The following is a 15,688-nucleotide window of genomic DNA, read 5'->3' on the forward strand; positions in this document are numbered from 1 at the left end:
AACCTGTCGCCGATCCGTGACTCGGACCGTCACTCACGGCTCGGGCAGCAGCGGCCGGTCGAGGTCGAGCAGGTGGCGCCAATCGGCGCGGCGAGCGGTGCGCCACCCTCGACGTACGAGCAGGACGGCCACGACGAGCGCGAACGGCACCCCCACGACGGTCGTCGTGAGTCCGAGGCTGTAGCCCTCGGGCAGGGTCGCGAAGCAGACGGCCGTCGCGACCGCGGCGAGCGGCACCTCGAGACGGTCGGCCCACCCGTGGTCGAGCGACACGGCGAAGACGGGCAGCATCCAGAGGTAGTACCAGCCGAGGAAGACGGGGGCGAGCACCACGACGGCGAGCATCGCCCAGGCGATGCCGCGCACCGGGCGGGCGAGGTCGTCGGGGTCGGCACCGGCAGCGGGTTTGAGCGCGGCGAGCCAGACGACGACGAGGAGCAGCGCGAGCACGACGAGCGCGGCGGCCCTCGAGGCGTCGATGCCGGAGTCGCGCCACTCGTCGTGGCCGAGCAGGTGCCCGACGGCGCCGACCGTCATGCCGAACGAGGTGGGCAGGGAGGTCCACTGCTCGTTCTTGCCCGGCGTCGACGCCGGGTTGAGCCACGCGAACCCGAGCCCTGTGAGGATGCCGCCCAGCGCCATGGGCACGCCTGCGCAGAGCAGCGTCAGGGCCCCCGCGCGCACGACCCCGCCCCAGCCGTATGCCGTCTCGCGCGTCTCCGTGGACCGTGCCGCCGCGTGGTGGGCCCAGAGGATCGCCACGAAAGGCAGCGCGATGACGGCCGTCACCTTGACCATCGCCCCGAGCGCGACGACGACGCAGGCGAGGACGAACCGGCCCCGCAGGGCGAGGGCGAGGCCGCCGAGCACGGCGGCCACCATGAGCGCGTCGTTGTGCGCGCCCCCGACGAAGTGGGCACCCACGAGCGGGGTGGCGACGCCGAGCCAGACCGCCCGCTCGGGCGACCAGCCGAGGCGCCGGGCGATGTCGGGCACGGCCCAGGCGATCACGACCACGCCGGCGACGGCGAGGAGGCGGAGCAGCAGCAGCGCGACCCATAGCTCGCCGGACACGGACGCGACGGCGCGGGCGAGCAACAGCCAGACGGGGCCGTAGGGCGTCGGGCTGTCGAGCCACGTGGGCGCGGTCGAGGCGCGCCACGGCGAGTCCAGCTCGCGGACGACGTGGTCGTAGGGGCTCAGCCCCTGGTCCCAGAGCAGGCCCTGGGCGGCGTAGGAGTAGAGGTCGCGGCTGTAGAGCGGCATGGCGACGACGAGCGGCGCGAACCACAGGGCGACGGTGGTCCACCACCAGCGCACCGAGACCGGGGCCGACCGGAGTCGCCACCAGGCGACGACCAGCGCGAGCAGCGCGAGCACCGAGACCGACGCGAGCAGCGGCGAGCCGCCCTTGGGCGTCGACCAGGCGACACCCGGCCACAGGATGCCGGTGTTGGGCCGCGGCAGGGCCCCGGCACCCCAGGAGGCGGCCGCCAGCACGACGCCACCCGCGCACCCGACCCACCGCCAGACGGCGGGGTTCGTGTCGCCGGCCGCGCGGGCGGTGCGACCGGAGGTGACGGGAGCCGGCTCAGCCATGGGTGACGGGCTCGTCGCCCCACGCGAGCAGGCGCCAACCCGTGGCGGGGTCGCCCTCCATGGTGACGACGTGCGCGTTGTCGAGGCGGCGCTCGTCGAAGAAGTCGGCGGGCAGCCCGAGCGACGCGCTGCACCACACCCGCATGGCCGCTCCGTGGCTGACGGCGACGGCGGACTCGTGCCCGTCGGACGCGATCTGCGCGATGGCCGCGTCGTAGCGCTGCATGAAGCCGGCCCCGCTGTCACCGCCCGGGATGGTGTGGTCGGGGTCGTCGCGCCAACGGACGACGGCGTCGATGTAGGGCTGCCAGTCGGTCGTCATCTCCCAGTCGCCCGCCTGGATCTCGCGCAGGCCCGGGAGCACGACCATCTCGAGGCCGAGCAGCTCGGCCAGAGGCGCAGCCGTCTGCTGGGTGCGCACGAGGTCGGAGGTGTAGATCGCGCCGAGGTCCTCGCCTCCGAGCCGGTCGGCGAGCGCCTTCGCCTGCTCGCGCCCCTCGTCGGTGAGGTCGAGGCCCGGCACCGCGGTGTCGAGCCGGCGTGCGACGTTCGCGTGGGTCTGGCCGTGGCGGACGAGGAAGAGCCGCACCGTCAGAGGCCCTTGACCGTGACGCCGCTGAGGCACTCGACGCCGGCCTTGGGGCCGGTCCAGAAGTCGCGGATGGCGACCGGGGCGCTGGCGCCCGCGGCGAGCTTGACGTCGATCTCCTTGCTGGCGGCCTGCGAACCGTCGGAGAGCTTGAGGACGAAGGCGGCCACCGTGAAGGTGTGCTCCTCGGTGTCGGAGTTGGCCAACGTGCCGGTGAAGCTCCATGAGTCGCCGGTGGGCTCGCACGAGACTCCGCTGAGGCTCGACGACGCGTCGAAGAGACCGCCGTCGGTCGGCTCGACGGACGGGTCGACCGCGTCGTCGGTGGGCGTCTCGGCCGTGATGGTCGGTTGCGCCGGCACGCTCACGGTCGGGGCGACCGAGTCGTCGGGGTTGCCGGGGGTCGGCTGCCCGCAGGCGGCGAGCGCCGTCAGGGCCAGCCCCAGCGCGAGGGCCCGGCCGGCGCGCGCGGCGGAACGGGGGGCGCGGCTGTCGGCGAGCACCCGAGGGTGGCGGGCTGGCATGGGCACGTGGGGCCCCTTTCCTGTCGCGAGGTGTGCGCCGCCCATTGTGCCCCGGAGGACGGTCAGGACAGCGTCAGCCGTGCCGCGACGCCGGCGGCCACGACGAGCAGCCCCGCCGCGAGGGCCAGCGTGTCGGGCAGGCGCCAGGGCGCGGGCCCGGCCCACGTGCGTCGGGTGGCGCCGGCGAAGCCGCGGGCGTCCATCGCAAGGGCCAGCGCCGACGCCTGCCCCAGCGCACCGACGAGCAGGCCCCCGGTGACGGCGACGGCCTCGCGGCCGCGGGCCACCGGCCCGCGGTCGGCGCGCGTGCCCCGCACGCGGCGGGTGGTCATGAGCTCGGCCCACAGCGTGTCGAACGCCTGGACCCGCTGCAGCGCTGCCGTGGCCGCGACCACGGGTCGGGCGGGCAGCCGCAGCCGCTGGGCGAGGTGGTCGCCGAGCTGCTCCGGGTCGATGAAGCCGACGACGACCGCCGAGGGCACGAGGAGGCACAGGACGCGCAGGGCAGCGCCGGCAGCCACCTCGAGGTCGCGCCCGCCGAGGAGCCAGGCCGACCACGCCACGCCGAGGACGGCGAGCGCGGCGGGCGCGAGGCGGCCCAGCACTCCCCGCAGCCGGCCCTTCGGCGCGCGCCCCCGGCCGGGTGCGAGCAGACCGAGCAGACCGAGCAGCACCTCGACGCCGAGCACGAAGAGGCCCTGGCGCCAGCTGTCGAGCAGGGCCGGCAGCGGCAGCACGCACAGGGCGGCCGCGAGCAGCGCGAGCGGCCCGACCCGCGACAGCAGGGGTCGCCGTTCCGGTGCGGGATCGGGCTCCGGCTGGGCAGGCGCCTCGAGCGTGACGACCCGGTCGGCGTCGTCGACGACGCCGGGGTCGTGCGTCGTGACCACGACGGCCGCGCCCTCGTCGCGCGCGGCGGCGAGCACGCCGGCGACCGCGGCCCAGGTGAGCCGGTCCTGGCCCACGGTCGGCTCGTCGGCCAGGACCAGTGCCGGGCCGTGGGCCACGGCAGAGGCCATGGCGAGGCGGCGCTGCTCCCCGCCGGAGAGCTGTCTCGGGTCCACGTCGGCGAGGTGCGCGAGCCCCAGGGCCGCGAGCAGCGCGTCGGCGCGCCGCCCGGCGCGCTCGCGGTCCTGCCCGAGCGCCAGCGGTGTCGTGAGCACGTCGTCGCGCACGGTGCGCCCGACGATGCTCGTCGCGGCGCGCTGCGGCACCCAGGCGACCACCCGCGCCAGGTCGGTGGAGGCCCACTCGTGCGGTGGCGCCAGGCGGTCGCGCGCGCTGCCACGGTCGCCCGCCTCCGCTGGGGTCAGTGGCAGGGCCGGCTCCACGGCACCGGCGCTGGGGGCCACGAGCCCGCCGAGGGCCGTCATGAGCGAGGACTTGCCCGCACCGCTCGAACCGACGAGGGCGACGGAGCGGCCCGCGCGGGCGTCGAGGTCGGCACCGTGGACCGCGAGCGTCGCGCGTGACGGCTCCCCCAGCCGTCTCGTCGTGTGCTCGACGCGGACGTCCATCGCAGAGACGACGACGCGGCCGTCGGCCACCCTCCCGGCTGCCGCATCGGGCGCAGGGTCGAGGGCGATGGGCAGCGGTTCGGGGTCAGGCACGCCTGGAACCCAGATCCCCTGTGCGGCAAGTGACTCGCCGCGCTCAGCCAGGACGCGGCGTGGGTCCCCGTCGGCCACGACCGCGCCCGACCCGTCGAGCACGACGACCCGGTCGACGAGGTCGAGCCACCCGTCCAGGCGGTGCTCGACGACGACGAGGGTGAGCCCGCGCCGGGCCACCACCTCGGCGACGACCGCGCGCACGCCTGCGGCCGTGGCGGCGTCGAGCATGGCCGTCGGCTCGTCGAGCAGCAGCACGGACGGCTCCATGACGAGCGCGCCGGCGAGGGCGAGCCGCTGCGACTCGCCGCCGCTGAGCGTCGCGGGCGAGCAGTCGGCCGGCATAGTGAGGCCGACCTCGTCGAGGACCGCACGCACGCGTGGCGACATCTCGGCCAACGGCACCTGCACGTTCTCCAGACCGAAGGCCACGTCGCGCCCGATCGTCGAGGCGACGACTCCGGCACCGGGGTCCTGCAGCACGAGACCCACCGAACCCGGAACCGCTTGCGGCGCAGCGCCGCCCACGGTCACCTCGCCAGAGAGCTCACCCGAGTCGGCGGTGAGCAGCAGGCCGGCGACGGCCCGCAGCAGCGTCGACTTGCCCGAGCCGCTCGGCCCGGCGAGCAGCACTCGCTCGCCGGGGCCGATCTCGAGGTCGAGGCGCTCGAGGACCGGACGCGAGCGCCCGAAAGGTCGCCACGTCAGGTCCTCGACGCGCACCTCGGAGCCGGAGCGCACGGCATACGCCCCGGCCTCGAGGTGTTCGGCTCGCGGTCGCACCGGAAGGTCAGACGGCACGCTGCTCGCGGACCTCCTGGCCCGGTGGGAACGGGTTCAGCGCACCGACCGAGGCGAGCCCGCGGGTCAGTGCGACGGAGAGGAGCGAACCGAGCACCGCGACGGAGGCGCCGAGGAGGAGCAGGTAGGCGACCTTGTAGTCCCAGCCCCAGTCGGTCCAGTAGGAGTACCACTCGTAGACGGCCTCGAACGCCCCGCCGAGGAAGCCGCCGAGCAGCAGCGGTGCCCAGCGGTAGACGGCATACCCGAAGGCGGCGAAGCCGAGCTCGACCCCGAGGCCCTGCACCAGGCCCGAGACGAGCGTCGTCAGGCCCCACTGGGTCCCGATGAGCGCCGAGACGACGGCGGCGAGCAGCTCGGTGAAGACCGCAGCGCCGGGGCGGCGGATGATGAGCATGCCGACGATGCCGGCGACGAGCCACGGCCAGCTGAAGAGGGCGGCGAGGGGCGGGAAGCCCGCCGACACCGCGGCCGACGGTGCTGCGTAGACCAGGCCCCACGCCCAGTACGCGACGCCGAAGGCGACACCGAGAAAGGCGCAGGTGAGCAGGTCGATGGTGCGCCAGCGGGTCAGCGGCCCGCTGGCGGTGATGGTGCTGGTCATGATGGGACTCCCGGGTTCCAGTAGGGGTGGATACCTGGGGGAGGGCACCGCGACGGGCACGCCGCAAGGCGTGGGCCGTCAGGTGACCTGAGAAATACCGACTTCCTTCGCCGGTGCTAACCGGAGCAGGTTCGAGGGTCTGCGGCTCGGCCGTCTGGGCTGCCGCACTCTCAGCGCGTCTCGCGCTCCCCTGTCGTGATGGGTGGTGGTGCTCTTCAGTTGTGGTGGTGACTCTACTCCGGCCGCCATGGGTACAGTCACGCCATGGCTTCCAAGGACTCGAAGAAGGCCGCCAAGCAGCTCTCCCGCACGAAGGAGAAGGCCAAGGCCGCCGCGGCTCCGCGCACGCCCGTGGGCGGCCCGGTGTGGAAGGTCCTCAGCGTCGGCACGACGCTCATCGCGACGAAGCTCGCGACCGACGCCGCCCAGAAGGGCTGGAAGCTCGCCACCGGCCGCAACGTGCCCGTCAAGGGTGACTACGAGCGCGAGCGCACCCGCGACGTCATCCTCTTCACGGCCATCTCGTCGATGGCGGTCTCGGCCGCCCGGGTCGCCGCCGAGCGCGGAGCCGCGACCTACTACCGCCGCTCCACGGGTCACCTGCCCAAGGCCCTCGAGGACGACCAGGTGAAGCCCGCCGACAAGAAGGCCGCGAAGAAGCTCGCCAAGACGAAGGCCAAGGCCGAGAAGGCGACCCAGAAGGCCATCGACAAGGCCACGGGCAAGCGGTAGCCCGCGCCGGGCGTCGGCGCAAGGGTCCACCGACCAGTACCTGCAGGACCACGGTCCCTACGCTCCGCCGGACCGACGGTGCTCTCCTTGATGTCACGACGACGAGGAGGACACCGTGAGAGCGCATGTCGGAGACCGCATCATCCTGGCCGCGGAGCACGTCGACGAGCCCACGCGGGACGGCGAGGTGCTCGAGGTCCGCGGGCCGGAGGGCGGGCCGCCCTACCTCGTGCGCTGGGGCGACGGGCGCACCGGCCTGATCTATCCGGGCCCGGGCGCCGTCCTGCGCATCGGGGCCGTCGACGACGCGGACGCCGCCACCGGCAGCGCCTCCTCCGCCGAAACGCACGCCGCCGGCTCGCACGCCGACCGCCCGCATCCGCACTCCGTGCACCTGCGCGAGTGGCAGGTGCGGGTCTCGCTGCTGGAGTCGGGCGACGACACGAGCGCGACCGTGGTGCTGGTGGCGGACTCGCCCGACCGGCTCCGGGCCAGCGGCACGAGCCACCGGTCGGCCGACGACACGGCGTCGCGCGAGATCGGTGACGAGGTCGCCGTCGCCCGGGCGCTGCGTCACCTCGCGGACCAGCTGGTGGCGCAGGCCGAGAAGGACATCGAGCGACGCACCGGCGAGGAGGCGCACGTGCGGGCGACGTGACCGGGCCCGGTGCCGCGGCGGCCGACCCCGTCAGGCGTCGCCGACGCGCACCAGCCCCGTCTCGTACGCGAGCACGACCATCTGCACGCGGTCGCGCAGTCCCAGCTTGGCGAGGATGCGCCCGATGTGCGTCTTGACGGTGGCCTCGGCGACGAAGAAGGCCGCAGCGATCTCGGAGTTGTTCAGGCCCCTGCCGACGGCCTCGAGCACCTCGCGCTCGCGCTCGGTGAGCACGTCGAGCCGCTCGACGCCCGTCGGGCCGGCCGGCGCCTCGAGCACCGGGAGGAAGCGGTCGAGGAGCCGCCGGGTCGGTCCGGGCGCCACGACCGCGTCGCCGGTGTGCACGGCCCTGATCGCGGCGAGCAGCTCGGCCGGACCGGCGTCCTTGAGCAGGAAGCCCGCTGCCCCGGCACGCAGGGCCGCGTAGACGTACTCGTCGAGGTCGAACGTCGTCAGCACGAGCACCTTCGGCGTCTCGCCGCGGGCCACGATGCGGCGCGTCGCCTCGATGCCGTCGAGCCGCGGCATCCGGATGTCCATGAGCACGACGTCGACGTCGCGCCCCGGCAGCGCGTCGAGCGCGGCCTGCCCGTCGGCGCACTCGGCGACGACGTCGATGTCGGGCTCGGCGTCGAGCACCATCCGGAAGCCGGCCCGCACCAGGGCCTGGTCGTCAACGAGCATCACCCTCGTCACCGCGTTCGTCACCGCGTTCGTCACCGCTGCTCCTTCGTCGGCATGGTCGCCAGCACCTCGAACCCGCCGTGCGGCCCAGGCCCGGCCGTCAGCGTGCCCCCGTGCACGGCCACGCGTTCGCGCATGCCGGGCAGTCCGTGGCCGCGGCCGTCGTCGACGCTGCCGGCACCGCGCCCGTCGTCGGTGACGCAGATGCGGAGCCGTTCGGGCGTCTGGTCCACGTCGACGACCGCGCTGGCGCCGGGTCCGGCGTGCTTGATGACGTTGGTCAGGGCCTCCTGCACGACGCGGTAGGCCGCCAGGTCGAGTCCCACGGACCTGGTGCGTTCGGCGCCCCGCACGGTCAGCGTCACCGGCACGCCGGCGCCGCGCACGCGCGCCACGAGGTCGTCGAGCTGGTCGATGCCCCCGGTCGGGGCGAGCTCGGCGCCGGACTCGGGGTCGCGCAGCACGCCGACGAGGCGCCGGGTCTCGGTGAGGGCGTCGCGGGCCGTCGAGCCGATGGTCTCGAGCGCGCCCACCGACCGCGCGAGCGCGCCCTCGGGACTGCGCTCGGCGGCATACGCCGCCCCGTCGGCCTGCACGACGATGACCGACAGGGCGTGCGCGACGACGTCGTGCATCTCGCGGGCGATGGCGGCGCGCTCGTCCTTGGCGGCGAGGCGCAGCTCCTGCTCCCGCTCGCGCTCGATGCGCTCGGCACGGTCCTGCAGGTCGGAGAGGCGCTGGAGCCGGGCTCGCTTGAGGTCGCCGAGCGCCCAGGCGGCGAGCGACGCGGCAGCGCACGCGAGGGCCGTGAAGACGAACTCGCCCCAGCCGGGGGCCCGTCCGCTGACGGCGGTGAACCGCAGACCGGCGATGACCGAACCCAGCGCGGCCACCCCCAGGCCGGCGACGCGGACACCGCGGCGCCGGTCGTAGGCGGCGAGCGAGTAGAGCGCGACGAGGAAGGCGAGGTCGCCCGGCAGCAGGTTGCTCGTCGGGATGACGCGCACCGCCAGCGCGATGCTGACGACGGCGAAGGCGAGCGCCGGGCGGCTGCGCCGCCAGACCAGCGCGAGGTTCGCGACCCCGACGACGGCCCACCCGATGCCCTGTCCCTCGCCGAGCACGACGAGGCCGAGCAGGGCGAGCACGCCCGCGAGCGGCACGTCGAGCAGCAACGGCCGGCGCTGCAGCCAGTCGTAGACGTTGCCCTCGGTCACGTCCAGAGCCTACGAGGGCGGCGCGGGCCCGTCGTCAGACCCTGGTCGCACCCGTCGGCGGCGGACCGCACCTGTCTGCATCATCACGCCGCGAGGCCCGGTCGCCGGGACGCGCCCGGGAGGACGATGGAGGTGTCGGGAAGAGGTCAGGAGGGGCCATGGCACGTTCCCAGCAGCCCACGCGGCACCACTCCCCGGGGAAGGGCAGGCGGCCGGCCGCACCGGCGCTGACCTTCCTCGGTGCGGCGGGGACCGTGACCGGCAGCAAGTTCCTCGTCGAGGGCGGAGGCGGCCGGCTCATGGTCGACTGCGGCCTCTACCAGGGCGAGCGCCGGTGGCGTGCCCTCAACTGGGAGGCTCCGCCGGTCGACCCGGCGACCATCGACGCCGTCGCCCTGACGCACGCCCACCTCGACCACTGCGGCTACCTGCCGGCCCTCGTGCGCGGCGGCTTCGCGGGCCAGGCGCACACGACGTCGGGCACCGCGGCCCTCGCCGGTGTGATCCTGCGCGACAGCGCCCACCTGCAGGAGGAGGAGGCGGAGGGTGCCCGGCGCGGCGGCTGGTCGAAGCACGACCCTCCCCTGCCGCTCTACACCGTCGCCGACGCCGAGCGGGCGGTGGCTGCGCTGCGGCCGGTGGGCGAGACCGGCTCGGTGGAGGCCGCTGGGGCGACGGTGACCTTCGTGCGCGCCGGGCACATCCTCGGGTCGTCGAGCGTCCTCGTCGAGAAGGACGGCGCGAGCGTGCTCTTCAGCGGCGACCTCGGCCGCAACGACCACCCGGTGCTCTTCCCCCGGGCCCGGCCACCGGCCGCGCACACCGTCGTCGTCGAGTCGACCTACGGTGACCGCGCCCACCCCGAGGTCGACCCGGAGCACCACGTCATGGCGGACGCGATCCGGCGCACGATCCGCCGGGGCGGCAGCGTCGTCATCCCGGCCTTCGCCGTCGACCGCACCGAGATCGTGCTGCTCGCCCTCGCCGACCTCGTCGAGAGCGGCGCGGTGCCCGACGTGCCGGTGTGGGTCGACAGCCCGATGGCCCTCGCGGCGCTGGAGATCTACCGCGACCCCCAGCACGCGGGCGAGGTGCGCCCCGAGGCCCTAGACCGGCTACGGCGGCTGTCGGGCCTGCGCACGGCCCACACGGCCGAGGAGTCGATGCGCCTCAACAACCCCGGCAGCCCGTGCGTCATCGTCTCGGCGTCGGGGATGGCGAGCGGCGGCCGCGTCGTGCACCACCTCCGGTACCTGCTGCCGCAGGCCCGCAACACCGTGCTCCTGACGGGCTACCAGGCGATCGGGACCCGCGGCCGCGACCTGCAGGAGGGGGCCCGCGAGGTCAAGATCGCCGGACGGTACGTGCCGGTGCGCGCCGAGGTCGTCACGCTCGACGACTTCTCGGTGCACGCCGACGCCGACGAGCTGCTCGCCTGGCTGGGCGAGATGCCGCGGCCGCCGGAGGCGGTCCACGTCGTCCACGGTGAGCCCGGGGCGGCGCGGGCGCTGGCGGACGGCATACGCGACCGGTTCGACTGCCCCGTCTCGGTGCCCCGCTACGGCGAGCGGGTGCTGCTCGACTGAAGGTCTTTCGGCCAGAGCCGCGACGTGGTGTGCTTGGGGTGGAGTCCTTGGAGTGCAGCCCTTCAGGAGGTGTGCCATGGAGGCACGGGTCGGTGACCGCATCACGATGGCCGCGGAGCACGTCGGTCAAGGCACGCGCGAGGGCACGATCCGCGAGGTGAAGGGCGAGGGGGGCGGGCCGCCGTACGTCGTCGAGTGGTCCGACGGCCACACCGGGATCATCCACCCCGGTCCGGGCTCGGTGCTCAAGTGCGAGCACCCCGCAGAGGACGCGGCCGGCTCCTAGAGGTCGAGCGCCCTGACGATCGGCACCCCGGCGCGGTAGGCGAGGTGCAGGTGGCTAGGTGCGTCGAGGACGGCGAGCTCTGCCGGCTGCCCCGGTGCGACCCGCCGGTCGAGGCCGAGCGAGCGGGCCGAGACGGCGGTGGCCGCGTGCAGCGCCTCGGCCGGTGTCATCCCCATCTCGCGCACGGCGAGGGCGATGGCGAACGGGATCGACGACGAGTAGCACGTGCCCGGGTTGCAGTCCGAGGCCAGCGCGACGTCGACGCCGGCGTCGATGAGGCGCCGGGCGTCGGGGTAGGGAGAGCGGGTCGAGAACTCCACGCCAGGCAGCAGCGTGGCCACCGTGGTGCCGCGCGCGGCGGCGAGCGCCTCGACGTCGGTGTCGTCGAGGTAGGTGCAGTGGTCGACGCTGCGGGCCCCCAGCTCGCACGCGAGCCGCACGCCGGGGCCGTGCCCGAGCTGGTTGCCGTGGACGCGGAGTGCCAGGCCCGCCGCGCGGCCCGCCTCGAGGACGGTGCGCGACTCGTCGCCGTCGAAGGCGTGCGCCGAGCGCGGCTCGCAGAAGACGTCGATGCTGGTCGCGAGGCTCGTGGGCCCGTTAGCGGTGACCGCGTCGAGCATCGGGCCGGTCACGAGGTCGACGTATGCCGCGCGGTCCGTCGCGTACTCGCGTGGCACGACGTGCGCGCCGAGGAAGGTCGTGTGCGGGGTCACCTCGCGGGCGATGCGCAGCGAGCGCAGCTCGTCGTCGAGGGTGAGGCCGTAGCCGCTCTTGATCTCGACGGTGGTGGTGCCCTGGGCGCGCATCTCGGCGACACGGCCCGCCACGAGGGCACGCAGCTCGCCGTCGCTCGCGGCGCGCGTCGCCGCGACGGACACCGCGATGCCGCCGCCGTCGTAGGGGGTCCCGGTCATCCGGGCGGCGAACTCGGCGGAGCGGTCGCCGGCGAAGACGAGGTGGGTGTGGGAGTCGACGAAGCCGGGGATGACGGCGCGGCCCCCGAGGTCGCGCCGCTCGTCGGCGTCGGGTGCCTCAGACGCCGGGCCGACCCAGGCGATCTCGCCGTCGGCGACGACGACGGCGGCGTCGCGCACGATGCCGAGCAGCGCGTCACCACGATCTGCGGGGGCGGCGTGGGCGTCACCCCGGGCCGGGTCGTTCGTCGTCAGCTCCGCGATGCCCGTGAGGAGCAGGCTCACACCGGCACCCCTCCGGTGACACGGTCGATGGCGCCGACGAGCATCCGGCCGACGTCGCCCATGCGGTGGCGCCCGTCGCTGACGACCACGTCGCCGCCGACGACCACGGTCGAGACGTCGGAGGCGACGCACGCGTAGATGATCTGGTCGTGGGCGGCGCCGGCCGTGTTGACCGTGTCGGTGCGCACCGTGACGAAGTCGGCGAGCGCGCCCTTGCTCAGGTGGCCGCCGTCCGACCAGCCGAGCGACCGGTAGCCGTTGAACGAGGCCGCGAGCAGCAGGTCGTTGGCCGAGAAGCGGTCGCGCTCGTTGGTGATGAGGCGCTCGTGCATCTCGAGGCCCCGCAGCTCCTCGAAGGGGTCGATGATGACGTGCTGGTCGGAGCCGAGGGACAGGGGGCTGCCGGCGTCGTGCAGGGCCCGTGCGGGTCCGATGCCGTCGGCGAGGTCACGCTCGGTGGTCGGGCAGAAGCACGCACCGGTGCCGGTGCCGCCGAGCAGGCCGATGTCGCGGTCCTCGAGGTGCGTCGCGTGGACCGCGGTCGAGTGGGCGCCGAGCGCGCCCGCCTCGTCGAGCAGCTGCGTGGGGCTCGCGCCGTAGAACATCTGGCAGGCGAGGTTCTCGCCGTGCTGCTCCGACAGGTGCACGTGCAGGGGCAGGTCGCCGGCGGCCTCGACGACGCGCGGCAGGTCCTCGCGTCGCACGGCCCGCACCGAGTGGATCGCCGCGCCGAGCCGCACGCGGTCGGTCTCGGGGCGGCGCTCCGACATGCGGGCGGCCCACGCGTCGACGGTGCCGTCGCTGAACCGGCGCTGCCCGGGGTGCAGCTCGACGTGGCCGCCGCCGTTGAGGCCGCCCTCGAGGTAGCAGGTGTCGAGCAGCGTGAGCCGGATGCCGGCCTCGTCGGCCGCCTGCCGCACGGCGAGACCCATGGCGTTCGGGTCGCCGTAGGGGTGGCCGCCGGGCCGGTGGTGCACGTAGTGGAACTCCCCCACGACGGTGATGCCGGCCTGCACCATCTCGGCGAACACGGCCCGCGCGAGCGCGAAGTACGTGTCGGGGTTGAGCTGCTCCGCGGCGGCATACATCTGCTCGCGCCAGCTCCAGAAGTTGCCGCCGCCGCCGTTGACGCGGCCGCGCAGCGCGCGGTGGAAGGCGTGGCTGTGGGCGTTGGCCATGCCGGGCAGGGTCACGCCGGGCAGCCGCACGTCGTCGGGCTGCGGGTCGGCGTCGACGAGGACGTCCTTGATGAGGCCGTCCTGCGTCACGAGTCGCACGCGCCGGGCGAAGCCACCTGTGAGCCACGCGCTCTCGCACCAGAACGCGGTCATCGGGCACTGCCCATGGGGTCGATGTCCTTCCGGGAGCACAGCTCGGTCACGACGGCGGTGAGCGCCGTGACCCCATGGTGGCAGTCCGCGGCCTCCGCCGACTCGGCGGGTGAGTGTGAGATTCCTGTGGGGTTGCGCACGAAGAGCATCGCGCTCGGCACGCCGTGCGTGGCGAGCACGCCGGCGTCGTGCCCGGCGCCGGTGCCGAGCAGCGGGGCCTGCGGCAGTATGCCGCGGAGCCGGCTGAGGAGGTCGGTGTCGAACGTCGTGGTGGGGGTCCACGACTCGAGGGTGGTCGTGGCGCCGTGGGTGCCCGCCTCTGCCGTCACGGCGTCGACCATGGCGCGCACGGCGTCCTCGTCCCGACCGCGGGCGTCGAGCCACGCGGTGACGTGGCTCGGGATGGCGTTGACGCCGCCGGGCTCGACGACGACCTTGCCGACGGTGGCCACGCACCCCTGCGCGACGGCACACGACCGGGCTGCCTGCACGACGCCGGCCAGGCCGATCATCGCGTCGTGGCGGTCCTCGATGCGGGTGGTGCCCGCGTGGTTGGCCTCGCCGGGCAGGTCGATCCGCCAGCGACCGTGAGGCCAGATGTCGGTGCCGATGGCGACGGCGCGGGCCGGGTCGTCGAGATCGTCGGTGCCGTCGGGGGCGAGGGCGAGCGCCTTGCCCTGCTCGACGTGCAGCTCGACGAAGGTGCCGATACGGCGGACCGTCTCGTCGTCGCGGCCGAGCGCAGCGGGGTCGCGGCCGGCATGCTGCCAGGCCCGCGCCATGGTCATGCCGTCGGCGTCGGTCAGCGACCGGGCGCGGTCTGCGTCGAGAGCGCCGGTGATGATGCGCGACCCGGCGCAGGCGATGCCGAAGCGCGCACCCTCCTCGTCGACGAAGTTGACGACGCCCAGCGGCACGTCCGGCTCGATGCCGGCCTCGCGGAGCGCGTCGACGGTGGCGAGGGCGCTGACGACGCCGAGCGGCCCGTCGAACGCGCCGCCGTCGGGCACCGAGTCGAGGTGCGAGCCGATGACGACACCGGCGGTCGTGTCGGGGTCGCCCCACCAGGCCCACTGGTTGCCGGCGCGGTCCTCGACGACGTCGAGCCCGCGGGCGGCGCACTCCCCCACGAACCACTCGCGCAGGTCGTGGTCGGTGCGCGTCCAGGCGTAGCGGCGGTAGCCGCCCGTGCCCCGGTCCCGTCCGAGCGGTGCCAGGTCGGCCCACATCCGGTCGAAGCTCGTCGTCATGGTCGACCACCATCCCTCGTCACTAGGCTCCTCTCATGGATGCCGACCGCGAGTCCTCCGCCGAGTCCTCTGCCGACTCCTCTGCCGAGTCCTCTGCCGACTCCACTGCCGACCCGACCGCCGAGCAGGTCTCGACACCGGCCGTCGAGGCGGTGCGGGCTGCCGGCATCGAGCACACGGTGACCCGGCACGGGCGCGTCTCGAGCCTCGAGGAGGCAGCCGCAGCCCGAGGCATCGAGCCACGCGACCTCATCAAGACCCTCGTCGTGCGTCGCGCCGAGGACGACCACGTCTTCGTGCTCGTGCCCGGTGACCGCACGTTCTCGTGGGCCAAGGTGCGGGCACTGCTCGGTACGAACCGCATCTCGATGCCCGACGCCGAGGCCGCGAAGGCCGTGACCGGCTACGAGCGCGGCACCATCACGCCCTTCGGATCGGCGACGGCGCTGCCCGTCATCGCCGACAGCCACCTCGTCGGCCGCACCGTCTCGCTCGGCGGCGGCGGGCACGGCGTCGGCCTCACCGTGCACGGCGACGACGTCATCCGCCACTTCGACGCGACCGTCGCCGACATCTCCGACGAAGAGGTCAGGCGCTAGCCGGGTGCCCACTCGACCGCTGCCCACCAAGCCGTGTGCCCGTTGCGGGCGCACCATCACGTGGCGCAAGGCGTGGGAGCGCGACTGGGACTCGGTGCGCTGGTGCTCTGACGGCTGCCGCAGGCACGGTGTGACGCAGGTCGATCGCGACCTCGAGGACGAGCTCGAGCGGCTGCTCGACGCCCGGACGCGCGACGCGTCGGTCTGCCCGAGCGAGGCGGCCCGTGCCGTCGCCGGCGGAGGGAGCGTCCCCGACGACGGCACGGAGTCCTGGCGCGCGCTGATGGAGCCGGCGCGCATGGCGGCCCGACGGCTCGTGGCCACCGGACGCGCGGAGATCACGCAGGGCGGGCGGGTCGTCGACCCGGACCACGCCAAGGGCCCGATCCGGGTCCGCCGCCCCCGCTGACCACCGACGG

16 protein-coding genes and 1 riboswitch are annotated in these 15,688 nt (G+C 74.5%); of the genes, 6 read left to right on the plus strand and 10 right to left on the minus strand.

Annotation, left to right across the window (positions count from 1 at the left end):
* Positions 1-33 precede the first annotated feature (33 nt).
* The 5 genes from mptB to ACXR8F_RS18575 are packed head-to-tail and all read right to left on the minus strand — an operon-like array spanning position 34 to position 5,727.
* Positions 34-1,599: a polyprenol phosphomannose-dependent alpha 1,6 mannosyltransferase MptB gene (mptB, locus tag ACXR8F_RS18555; RefSeq protein ID WP_458802750.1), complete on the minus strand. Its 1,566-nt coding sequence runs from the start codon at positions 1,597-1,599 to the stop codon at positions 34-36.
* Positions 1,592-2,188, minus strand: a complete 597-nt coding sequence (locus ACXR8F_RS18560; RefSeq protein ID WP_045191206.1) for a histidine phosphatase family protein — start codon at positions 2,186-2,188, stop codon at positions 1,592-1,594. Before ACXR8F_RS18560 ends, mptB begins: the two co-directional genes overlap by 8 nt.
* Positions 2,189-2,190: 2 nt before the next feature.
* Entirely contained in the window at positions 2,191-2,718 is a 528-nt protein-coding gene (locus ACXR8F_RS18565) for a hypothetical protein (RefSeq protein WP_458802752.1), read from the minus strand.
* A gap of 56 nt (positions 2,719-2,774) precedes the next feature.
* The gene (locus tag ACXR8F_RS18570; protein WP_458802754.1) at positions 2,775-5,123 is read right to left on the minus strand and encodes an ATP-binding cassette domain-containing protein; all 2,349 of its coding nucleotides are present in this window, start codon (positions 5,121-5,123) and stop codon (positions 2,775-2,777) included.
* Positions 5,113-5,727, minus strand: coding sequence for an ECF transporter S component (locus tag ACXR8F_RS18575; protein ID WP_045191204.1), 615 nt, complete (start codon positions 5,725-5,727; stop codon positions 5,113-5,115). Before ACXR8F_RS18575 ends, ACXR8F_RS18570 begins: the two co-directional genes overlap by 11 nt.
* 85 nt (positions 5,728-5,812) lie before the next feature.
* A riboswitch (TPP riboswitch) is annotated at positions 5,813-5,929 on the minus strand.
* Positions 5,930-5,991: 62 nt separating this feature from the next.
* Between ACXR8F_RS18575 and ACXR8F_RS18580 the strand changes: the two genes are divergently transcribed.
* Both ACXR8F_RS18580 and ACXR8F_RS18585 read left to right on the plus strand, forming a co-directional pair.
* Positions 5,992-6,459 carry a DUF4235 domain-containing protein gene (locus ACXR8F_RS18580; protein WP_458802756.1) on the plus strand — a complete coding sequence of 156 codons (468 nt, stop codon included), beginning with the start codon at positions 5,992-5,994 and terminating at the stop codon, positions 6,457-6,459.
* Between the two features lie 115 nt (positions 6,460-6,574).
* Positions 6,575-7,117, plus strand: coding sequence for a dsRBD fold-containing protein (locus ACXR8F_RS18585; protein WP_458802758.1), 543 nt, complete (start codon positions 6,575-6,577; stop codon positions 7,115-7,117).
* Between the two features lie 30 nt (positions 7,118-7,147).
* On the opposite strand, the gene ACXR8F_RS18590 is transcribed toward ACXR8F_RS18585, so the two are convergent.
* A complete protein-coding gene (locus tag ACXR8F_RS18590; RefSeq protein WP_045191303.1) occupies positions 7,148-7,801 on the minus strand; it encodes a response regulator transcription factor in 654 nt (217 codons plus the stop codon).
* Between the two features lie 32 nt (positions 7,802-7,833).
* Positions 7,834-9,018, minus strand: coding sequence for a sensor histidine kinase (locus ACXR8F_RS18595; protein WP_458802760.1), 1,185 nt, complete (start codon positions 9,016-9,018; stop codon positions 7,834-7,836).
* A 158-nt stretch (positions 9,019-9,176) separates the two neighbouring features.
* Between ACXR8F_RS18595 and ACXR8F_RS18600 the strand changes: the two genes are divergently transcribed.
* Together ACXR8F_RS18600 and ACXR8F_RS18605 are read left to right on the plus strand one after the other, a co-directional pair.
* Positions 9,177-10,604, plus strand: a complete 1,428-nt coding sequence (locus ACXR8F_RS18600; RefSeq protein ID WP_458802764.1) for an MBL fold metallo-hydrolase RNA specificity domain-containing protein — start codon at positions 9,177-9,179, stop codon at positions 10,602-10,604.
* 76 nt (positions 10,605-10,680) lie between these two features.
* Positions 10,681-10,890, plus strand: a complete 210-nt coding sequence (locus tag ACXR8F_RS18605; protein ID WP_045191200.1) for a DUF1918 domain-containing protein — start codon at positions 10,681-10,683, stop codon at positions 10,888-10,890.
* Here ACXR8F_RS18605 and hutI read toward each other — a convergent pair.
* The 3 genes from hutI to ACXR8F_RS18620 are packed head-to-tail and all read right to left on the minus strand — an operon-like array spanning position 10,887 to position 14,670.
* A complete protein-coding gene (gene hutI / locus ACXR8F_RS18610) occupies positions 10,887-12,089 on the minus strand; it encodes an imidazolonepropionase (protein WP_458802766.1) in 1,203 nt (400 codons plus the stop codon). The genes ACXR8F_RS18605 and hutI overlap by 4 nt on opposite strands.
* Entirely contained in the window at positions 12,086-13,420 is a 1,335-nt protein-coding gene (locus ACXR8F_RS18615; RefSeq protein WP_045191198.1) for a formimidoylglutamate deiminase, read from the minus strand. Before ACXR8F_RS18615 ends, hutI begins: the two co-directional genes overlap by 4 nt.
* Entirely contained in the window at positions 13,417-14,670 is a 1,254-nt protein-coding gene (locus tag ACXR8F_RS18620) for an allantoate amidohydrolase (protein WP_458802768.1), read from the minus strand. The genes ACXR8F_RS18615 and ACXR8F_RS18620 overlap by 4 nt, the downstream gene beginning before the upstream one ends.
* Before the next feature lie 35 nt (positions 14,671-14,705).
* Here ACXR8F_RS18620 and ACXR8F_RS18625 point away from each other — a divergent pair, with 35 nt between their 5' ends.
* Both ACXR8F_RS18625 and ACXR8F_RS18630 read left to right on the plus strand, forming a co-directional pair.
* Positions 14,706-15,269 carry an aminoacyl-tRNA deacylase gene (locus tag ACXR8F_RS18625; protein ID WP_458802770.1) on the plus strand — a complete coding sequence of 188 codons (564 nt, stop codon included), beginning with the start codon at positions 14,706-14,708 and terminating at the stop codon, positions 15,267-15,269.
* A gap of 4 nt (positions 15,270-15,273) precedes the next feature.
* Entirely contained in the window at positions 15,274-15,678 is a 405-nt protein-coding gene (locus ACXR8F_RS18630; RefSeq protein WP_082080936.1) for a DUF3253 domain-containing protein, read from the plus strand.
* Positions 15,679-15,688: the final 10 nt, after the last annotated feature.

The sequence above is a fragment of the Terrabacter sp. AAH1 genome (assembly GCF_054456855.1).